6 protein-coding genes and 1 pseudogene are annotated in these 7,686 nt (G+C 65.7%); 1 reads left to right on the plus strand and 6 read right to left on the minus strand.

Features of this window, described 5'->3' with window-relative positions; translation table 11 throughout:
• The 4 genes and pseudogenes from ACK42S_RS13150 to rpsL form a co-directional block, all read right to left on the minus strand.
• Positions 1-87 (minus strand): annotated as a pseudogene (locus ACK42S_RS13150) (elongation factor Tu); the annotation flags it as partial.
• Positions 88-199: 112 nt separating this feature from the next.
• Positions 200-2,302 (minus strand): elongation factor G, encoded by a 2,103-nt coding sequence (gene fusA, locus ACK42S_RS13155; RefSeq protein ID WP_409708230.1) that lies wholly within the window; start codon positions 2,300-2,302, stop codon positions 200-202.
• Positions 2,303-2,380: 78 nt separating this feature from the next.
• Complete coding sequence (gene rpsG, locus ACK42S_RS13160) at positions 2,381-2,851, minus strand: 30S ribosomal protein S7 (protein WP_409708233.1); 471 nt, start codon at positions 2,849-2,851, stop codon at positions 2,381-2,383.
• 146 nt (positions 2,852-2,997) lie between these two features.
• Positions 2,998-3,375: a 30S ribosomal protein S12 gene (rpsL, locus tag ACK42S_RS13165; protein WP_104359040.1), complete on the minus strand. Its 378-nt coding sequence runs from the start codon at positions 3,373-3,375 to the stop codon at positions 2,998-3,000.
• A gap of 285 nt (positions 3,376-3,660) precedes the next feature.
• Here rpsL and ACK42S_RS13170 point away from each other — a divergent pair, with 285 nt between their 5' ends.
• Positions 3,661-4,134 (plus strand): putative toxin-antitoxin system toxin component, PIN family, encoded by a 474-nt coding sequence (locus ACK42S_RS13170; RefSeq protein WP_409708236.1) that lies wholly within the window; start codon positions 3,661-3,663, stop codon positions 4,132-4,134.
• Here the strand turns inward: ACK42S_RS13170 and ACK42S_RS13175 are convergent.
• On the minus strand, positions 4,110-4,493 hold the full coding sequence (locus ACK42S_RS13175) for a methylglyoxal synthase (protein WP_409708239.1): 384 nt from the start codon (positions 4,491-4,493) through the stop codon (positions 4,110-4,112). The genes ACK42S_RS13170 and ACK42S_RS13175 overlap by 25 nt on opposite strands.
• A gap of 117 nt (positions 4,494-4,610) precedes the next feature.
• The coding region (gene rpoC, locus ACK42S_RS13180; protein ID WP_409708242.1) for a DNA-directed RNA polymerase subunit beta' at positions 4,611-7,686 on the minus strand (3,076 nt) is incomplete at its 5' end.

A 7,686-nucleotide genomic window follows, 5' to 3' on the forward strand; every position in this document is an offset into this window, starting at 1 on the left:
CGTCAGCGTCGTTTTGCTGTGGTCCACGTGACCAATCGTCCCCACGTTCACGTGCGGCTTGGTCCGCTCAAACTTGCCTTTTGCCATGTCGGTCTCCAGGGAAAGAACAGGGCCCGTGTCGGTTTAAGGTCTCCGGCGCTGGCCTGCCACGGGCAGCAGGCCAACCCTGTCGTGCAGGGCGCCGAAGACCGTCTCGGGTTTACTTCGCGCGGGCGCTGATGATCGCGTCGGCCACGTTCTTCGGAGCCTCGGCGTAGTGCTTGAACTCCATCGTGTAGGTCGCGCGGCCCTGCGACATCGAGCGCAGCGTGGTCGAGTAGCCGAACATCTCGGACAGCGGCACCTCGGCCTTGATCACCTTGCCGCCGCCAGGCATGTCGTCCATGCCCTGCACCATGCCGCGGCGAGACGATAGATCGCCCATCACGTTGCCGGCATACTCCTCGGGCGTCTCCACCTCCACGGCCATCATCGGCTCGAGGATCACCGGGTTGGCCCTGCGGCAGGCCTCCTTGAAGCCGATCGAGGCGGCCATCTTGAAGGCGTTTTCGCTCGAGTCCACCTCGTGGTAGGAACCGAAGGTCAGGGTGACCTTGACGTCCACCACGGGGTAGCCGGCCAGCACACCGGTGGTGAGAGATTCTTCCACCCCCTTCTGCACCGCCGGGATGTACTCGCGCGGCACCACACCGCCCTTGATGGCATCGATGAACTCGAAACCCTTGCCCGGCTCGTTGGGCTCGACCGTGAAGACGACGTGGCCATACTGGCCCTTGCCACCCGACTGGCGCACGAACTTGCCTTCGACGTCGGAGACCGACTTGCGGATCGTTTCGCGGTAAGCCACCTGCGGCTTGCCAACGTTGGCCTCCACGCCGAACTCGCGCTTCATGCGGTCGACGATGATCTCCAGGTGCAGCTCGCCCATGCCCGCGATGATGGTCTGCCCGGACTCTTCGTCGGTCGAGACGCGGAAGGACGGATCCTCGGAGGCCAGGCGCTGCAACGCAATGCCCATCTTCTCCTGGTCGGCCTTGGACTTGGGCTCGACGGCCTGACGGATCACCGGCTCGGGGAAGACCATCTTCTCGAGCGTGATGATGGAATCGGGGTCGCACAGGGTCTCGCCCGTGGTCACTTCCTTCAGGCCCACGCAGGCGGCAATGTCACCGGCCAGGATCTCCTTGATCTCCTCGCGCTGGTTGGCATGCATCTGCAGGATCCGGCCGATGCGCTCCTTCTTGCCCTTGACGGGGTTGTAAACGGTGTCACCCGACTTGAGCACGCCCGAGTACACGCGCACGAAGGTGAGCTGGCCGACGTAGGGGTCCGTCATCAGCTTGAACGCGAGCGCGGCGAACTTCTCGTTGTCGTCGGCCTTGCGCGTGACTTCACGGTCGTTCTCGTCGGTGCCGGCCACCGGAGGAATGTCCACCGGGGAGGGCAGGAATTCGATCACCGCATCGAGCATGCGCTGCACGCCCTTGTTCTTGAAGGCGGTGCCGCACAGCATGGGCTGGATCTCGGTGGCGATGGTGCGCTGGCGCAGGCCCTGCTTGATCTCGGCCTCGGTCAGCTCGCCGGTCTCGAGGTACTTGTTCATCAGTTCCTCGCTGGCCTCGGCCGCCGCCTCGATCATGTTCTCGCGCCACTTCTGGCAGGTTTCCACCAGGTCGGCCGGGATGTCCTCGTAAGTGAACTTCATGCCCTGGGACGCCTCGTCCCAGATGATGGCTTTCATCTTGAACAGATCCACGACACCCTTGAAATTCTCCTCGGCGCCGATGGGCACGACGATGGGCACGGGATTGGCCTTCAGGCGCGTCTTCATCTGGTCATAGACCTTGAAGAAGTTCGCGCCGGTGCGGTCCATCTTGTTGACGAACGCGAGACGGGGCACCTTGTATTTGTTGGCCTGACGCCAGACGGTTTCCGACTGCGGCTGCACGCCGCCCACGGCGCAGTACACCATGCAGGCGCCATCGAGCACGCGCATGGAACGCTCCACTTCAATGGTGAAGTCCACGTGGCCCGGGGTGTCGATGATGTTGAAGCGGTGCTCGGGGAACGACAGATCCATACCACGCCAGAAGCACGTCGTGGCCGCGGAGGTGATGGTGATGCCCCGCTCCTGCTCCTGCTCCATCCAGTCCATGGTGGCGGCGCCATCGTGCACCTCGCCGATCTTGTGGTTCACACCCGTGTAATACAGGATGCGCTCGGTCGTGGTGGTCTTGCCGGCGTCGATGTGCGCTGAGATACCGATGTTCCGGTAGCGCTCGATCGGGGTCTTGCGGGACATGATGTCACTCCAAATACAAAGGCCGCCCCGCGTGTCTCGTGGACAGCCGGGGCAGCCGCTGGGCGGATTGGCGGTTTCTTAAAAACGGAAGTGCGAGAAGGCCTTGTTGGCTTCGGCCATGCGGTGGACCTCGTCGCGCTTCTTCATGGCGCCGCCACGGCCTTCGGCCGCCTCGAGCAGCTCGTTGGCCAGACGCTGGGCCATGGACTTTTCGCTGCGCTTGCGGGCCGATTCCTTCAGCCAGCGCATGGCCAGGGCCATCCGGCGCACGGGGCGAACTTCCACGGGAACCTGGTAGTTCGCACCGCCCACACGGCGGGACTTCACTTCGACCATGGGCTTGACGTTGTTCAGCGCGGTCAGGAACACCTCCAGCGGATCCTTGCCGGACTTCTTCTCGACCTGCTCGAGGGCGCCGTAGATGATGCGCTCGGCCACGGCCTTCTTGCCCGACTCCATGATGACGTTCATGAACTTGGACAGATCGACGTTGCCGAACTTCGGATCGGGCAGGATCTCGCGCTTGGGGACTTCGCGACGACGAGGCATGATGACTTCCTTTTCTGCTTCAGTTGGCGCAGGGCTCACCCCGCACCTCGGACACCCACTCCGGGCGCCCACTTACTCGGCAAACCGCAGCTTGCCGCAACACGTCCGGCCCGACCTGACGGCCCGGCCATGACAACTGACGGGAATCAGGCTTTCTTGGGACGCTTGGCGCCGTACTTCGAACGCGCCTGCTTGCGGTCCTTGACGCCCTGCAGGTCCAGCGAGCCGCGCACGATGTGATAGCGCACGCCCGGCAGATCCTTCACGCGGCCGCCACGCACGAGCACCACGCTGTGCTCCTGCAGGTTGTGGCCTTCGCCACCGATGTAGGAGATGACCTCGAAGCCGTTCGTCAGACGCACCTTGGCGACCTTGCGCAGCGCGGAGTTCGGCTTCTTCGGGGTGGTGGTGTACACACGGGTGCACACGCCGCGTCGCTGCGGGCAGTTTTCCATCGCAGGCGACTTGGACTTCGTGACCTCGGCCTTGCGGCCATGGCGCACGAGCTGGTTGATGGTGGGCATGGTAACTTGTTCCCGTTTGAAGTTACGTTTCGGACGGATTCCGACAGGAACGCCGAACCCCCTGAACAAGCATGGCCGGTCGTCGCCCCCTTGCTGCCGCCCCGCGCACCCACCCCGGAAAGCCTCCAGAGGCGAAGGGCTGCAGCGCAAAAGGGTTCCGCCAAAGCCGCCCAGCAAAGAGCGCAGCAGAATCTGCCGAAAAGCCCGCTATTGTAGGGGCAAGCGCGCAGACTGTGCAAGCCGGGGCGCGCCAGCCTTTGGGGTGAGCGGGTATGCTGCCGTCCCATGTCCGATCTGTGTGCGCTGCCGCCCCCAGTTTCGCCTTTGCGCATCGTGCTCGACACCAATGTGGTGCTCGACTGGCTGGTGTTCGACGACCCGCTCGCCCGTGGCTGGAGCCAGGCCATCGTGACCGGCATGGTGGAGTGGGTGGTCACTGACAGTATTTACGCGGAGTGGCAGCGCGTGCTCGAGTACGACGCGGTGCGTCGCCGCAGTCCGGGACCGTCCGCGCTGGAGGCCTGGCATCGACATGCCCGGCGCTGCCACGAACCGCCGCGCTGTGTGCTGCGATGCGCCGATCCGGACGACCAGGTCTTCATCGACCTGGCGGTGGCCGAGGGGGCGCGCTGGCTGCTCACCAAGGACCGCGCCTTGCTGGCCCTGGCCCGGCCGGCGGCCCGCTTGGCGGTGCAAGTGGGCCCGCCGGCGGCCTGGAGCATGGGCGCGGGGCTTCAGCCGGCCTGGGCCGCGAGCTGACGCAGCATCAGGCGTGCGCTGGCCAGGTTGGTGGCGCAGGGCACGTCGTGCACGTCGCAGGCGCGCACCAGGGCGTTGATGTCGGGTTCGTGGGGCTGGGGGGTCATCGGGTCGCGCAGGAAGATGACGGCATCGACCTCCTCGACCGCCAGCCGGGCGCCGATCTGCAAGTCGCCGCCCAGCGGACCGCTGAGCAGGCACTCCACCTTGAGGCCCACCTGGGCCTGCAGCCGCGAGCCGGTGGTGCCGGTGGCGATCAGGTGGCAGCGGCCCAGGAAGTCGCGGAACTCCTGGGCCAGGTGGATCATGTCGTTCTTTTTGCCGTCGTGGGCGATGAGGGCGAGGCAGGGCGGTCGCATGGCGGTCTCCTTGGGGCGATGATAGTCAGCCGGGGTGACGACGCGGGTACATGCAGCGGGCCCATGAAAAAAGGCGGCCGAAGCCGCCTGGGTAAGGGGAAGACCCCGGCAACGGGGTCACTCCTCGTGGGAACCGTCCTCGCTGGCCGCATCGACCTGCGCCAGTTGCAGGGCGGCCATTTCCTGGGCTTCCTGCATGGCGATGGCGCGGCGCTCCTGCTCGTCCATCTCTTCCTTGGCCTTGCGGGCCTGATGGAAGGCCAGGCCGGTGCCGGCCGGGATCAGGCGGCCGACGATGACGTTCTCCTTCAGGCCGCGCAGCTCGTCGCGCTTGCCCATGATGGCCGCCTCGGTGAGCACGCGGGTGGTTTCCTGGAAGGACGCCGCCGAGATGAACGAGTCGGTCGACAGCGAAGCCTTGGTAATGCCCAGCAGCACATCGCTGTACGTGGCAGGCATCTTGCCCTCGGCCAGCAGCCTGTCGTTGGTGTCGAGCAGTTCGGAGCGCTCGACCTGTTCACCGGCGATGTAGTGGCTGTCGCCCGGGTTGACGATTTGCACGCGCCGCAGCATCTGGCGAACGATCACCTCGATGTGCTTGTCGTTGATCTTCACACCCTGCAGGCGGTAGACGTCCTGCACTTCGTCGACGATGTAGCGGGCCAGCTCCTCGATGCCCAGCAGGCGCAGGATGTCCTGCGGGTCGGCCGCACCGTCGACGATGAGTTCGCCGCGGTTGACCACCTGGCCTTCGTGCACGAGGATGTTCTTCTCCTTCGGCACGAGTTCTTCCCAGACCTTGCCGTCCGGGTCGGTGATCTGCAGGCGCACCTTGCCCTTGGTCTCCTTGCCGAAGGACACCGTGCCGGTGACTTCGGCCAGCGTGCCCTTGTCCTTGGGCGAGCGGGCTTCGAAGAGCTCGGCCACGCGCGGCAGACCGCCGGTGATGTCGCGGGTCTTCTGACCCTCGACAGGGATGCGCGCCAGCACCTCGCCGGGGGCGAGTTCCTGGCCGTCGCGCACCTGGATCAGGGCGCCCACCGGGAAGCCGATGGTCACGGAGTGGTCGGTGCCGGGGATCTTGACCTCGTTGCCCGCTGCATCGACCAGCTTGACCTGCGGACGCACGACCTTGGTGGCGCCGCGGCGCTTCGGGTCGATCACGACGAGCGTGGACAGGCCCGTGACCTCGTCGACCTGCTTGGCCACGGTCACGCCTTCTTCGACGTTCTCGAACTTCGCACGACCGGCGAACTCAGTGATGATCGGGCGGGTCAGCGGATCCCAGTTGGCCAGCACGGTGCCGGCCTTGATGGTCTGATCGGCCTTCACGTGCAGGGTGGCACCGTAGGGCACCTTGTGGCGCTCGCGCTCGCGGCCATGCGGGTCGGAGATGACGATCTCGCCGGAGCGGGCGATCACGACCAGCTCACCCTTGCCGTTGGTCACATAGCGCATCGTCGCGTTGAAGCCGACGATGCCGTCGGACTTGGCCTCGACGCTGGAGGCCACAGCCGCCCGGGTGGCCGCACCGCCGATGTGGAAGGTCCGCATCGTGAGCTGCGTGCCGGGCTCGCCGATCGACTGCGCGGCGATCACGCCCACGGCCTCGCCGACGTTGACCAAGCCGCCACGGCCAAGATCGCGGCCATAGCACTTGGCGCACAGGCCGAAGCGCGTGTTGCAGGTCAGCGGAGTACGCACCTTGACCTCGTCGACGCCGGCCGCCTCGAGCACGTCCATCGCATCTTCGTCGAGCATCTCGCCGGCCTTGACCAGGACCTCCTGGGTCTCGGGATGCACCACGTCGTGGGCCGGAATGCGGCCCAGGATGCGGTCGCGCAGCGATTCGATCACCTCGCCACCCTCGACCAGGGCGCGCATCGCGATGCCGTTGGTGGTGCCGCAATCGTCTTCGGTCACGACCAGGTCCTGCGTCACGTCGACCAGGCGGCGCGTCAGGTAGCCGGAGTTCGCGGTCTTCAGCGCCGTGTCGGCCAGGCCCTTGCGGGCGCCGTGCGTGGAGTTGAAGTACTGCAGCACGTTCAGACCTTCACGGAAGTTGGCCGTGATGGGCGTTTCGATGATGGAGCCGTCGGGCTTGGCCATCAGGCCGCGCATGCCGGCCAGCTGGCGGATCTGCGCCGCCGAGCCGCGGGCGCCGGAGTCGGCCATCATGTAGATGGAGTTGAACGACTCCTGTTCCACGGTGTTGCCGTGGCGGTCGACGACCTTCTCCTTGGAAAGCTGGGCCATCATGACCTTGCCCACCTCGTCGCCGGTCTTGCCCCAGATGTCCACGACCTTGTTGTAGCGCTCGCCGGCGGTCACCAGGCCCGAGACGTACTGCTGCTCGATCTCCTTGACCTCCTTCTCGGCGCGCTCGATCAGGGCATGCTTTTCCTTGGGGACCAGCATGTCGTCGATGGCGATCGAGATGCCCGCGCGCGTGGCCAGGCGGAAGCCCGACTGCAGCAGCTTGTCGGCAAAGACCACCGTCTCCTTCAGGCCGCAGCGGCGGAAGGAGGCGTTGATCAGCTTGGAGATCTCCTTCTTCTTCAGAGCCTTGTTGATGTTGGCGAACGGCAGGCCCTTGGGCAGGATCTCCGACAGCAGCGCGCGGCCGACCGTCGTCTCGACCAGCTTGGTCTCGGGCACGAGCGCGCCGGTGGTGGCGTCCTTGACGTAATCGGTCAGGCGCACGCTGATGCGGGCGGTCAGTTCGACCACACCGTTGTCCAGCGCGCGCTGGACCTCGGCCACGTCGCTGAACACCATGCCTTCGCCCTTGCCGTTGATGCGCTCACGGGTGGCGTAGTACAGGCCCAGCACCACGTCCTGCGAGGGCACGATGGAGGGCTCGCCACTGGCAGGAAAGAGCACGTTGTTGGAGGCCAGCATCAGCACGCGGGCCTCCATCTGCGCCTCGATGGACAGCGGCACATGCACGGCCATCTGGTCGCCGTCGAAGTCGGCGTTGAAGGCAGCACACACCAGCGGGTGGAGCTGGATCGCCTTGCCCTCGATCAGCACCGGCTCGAAGGCCTGGATGCCCAGGCGGTGCAGCGTCGGCGCGCGGTTGAGCAGGACGGGGTGTTCCTTGATCACCTCTTCCAAGATGTCCCACACCACCGGCGTGCCGGCTTCGACTTCCTTCTTGGCGGCCTTGATCGTGGTGGCGATGCCCATCGCC

The sequence above is a fragment of the Caldimonas sp. genome, from assembly GCF_046289365.1.
Lineage (GTDB): Bacteria > Pseudomonadota > Gammaproteobacteria > Burkholderiales > Burkholderiaceae_C > Caldimonas.

What these genes read in the sequence shown, in the direction of transcription:
- fusA (WP_409708230.1), bottom strand. Translation starts at nt 2,302, where the DNA reads ATGTCCCGCAAGACCCCGATCGAGCGCTACCGGAACATCGGTATCTCA.
- ACK42S_RS13175 (WP_409708239.1), bottom strand. Translation starts at nt 4,493, where the DNA reads ATGCGACCGCCCTGCCTCGCCCTCATCGCCCACGACGGCAAAAAGAAC.
- ACK42S_RS13170 (WP_409708236.1), top strand. Translation starts at nt 3,661, where the DNA reads ATGTCCGATCTGTGTGCGCTGCCGCCCCCAGTTTCGCCTTTGCGCATC.
- rpsL (WP_104359040.1), bottom strand. Translation starts at nt 3,375, where the DNA reads ATGCCCACCATCAACCAGCTCGTGCGCCATGGCCGCAAGGCCGAGGTC.
- rpsG (WP_409708233.1), bottom strand. Translation starts at nt 2,851, where the DNA reads ATGCCTCGTCGTCGCGAAGTCCCCAAGCGCGAGATCCTGCCCGATCCG.